The sequence below is a fragment of the Pseudomonas rubra genome (assembly GCF_028656935.1).
Lineage (GTDB): Bacteria > Pseudomonadota > Gammaproteobacteria > Pseudomonadales > Pseudomonadaceae > Aquipseudomonas > Aquipseudomonas rubra.
Genome location: NZ_JAMDGZ010000097.1, coordinates 1 through 522, shown reverse-complemented (window position 1 = coordinate 522; position 522 = coordinate 1). Strand labels below are relative to the sequence as shown.

1 pseudogene is annotated in these 522 nt (G+C 57.1%); it reads right to left on the bottom strand.

Annotation, left to right across the window (positions count from 1 at the left end):
* Positions 1-4: 4 nt before the first annotated feature.
* A pseudogene (locus M5G17_RS27325) lies at positions 5-522 on the bottom strand (hypothetical protein); the annotation flags it as partial.

Below are 522 nucleotides of genomic sequence, written 5' to 3'. Positions count from 1 at the left end.
GGGTTCATGGATCGCATACGACCCATTGTGCTGCGTTGTCGATGCCTGTTGTTTCGCAGAGTTGCTCCTCGTCGCGGGTCTTGCTGTTATCGCCGCAGCCTTGTTGTGTGCGGGTGCCGGTGTCGCCGTCGGAAGGGTAGGCACAAAGGACTTCGTACTGTTTCTTGCCGCTTGGTATGTCTTGGGTAGGGTACAGCGTATAACCGTTCAAGCCCCGGCCGGCCAGGCGGGTGACTTGAGTGTCGGCGCGCAAGTAAGAAAAGGCCATGCCGCCTTTCTTCTTTGCATTCGGGCTTGAATACCAACTGGCCCAAGTAGCCTGCGCCGTGGTGGGGGGCAGGGTGCTTCTGAGCAAAATACCTGAGCAGGAAAACGCTGGTGTTGAGGGCGTGTCGCAATGCTCGACTGTCCTGTTGAAGTATTCTGTCAGCATGGTGGCGGTGTCAGTACCAACAGAGGCAAGGCTGGCAGAGCAAACAGTCAAGGCGGCAAAGCCGCCCATTAAGGATGCTCCGAACAAGT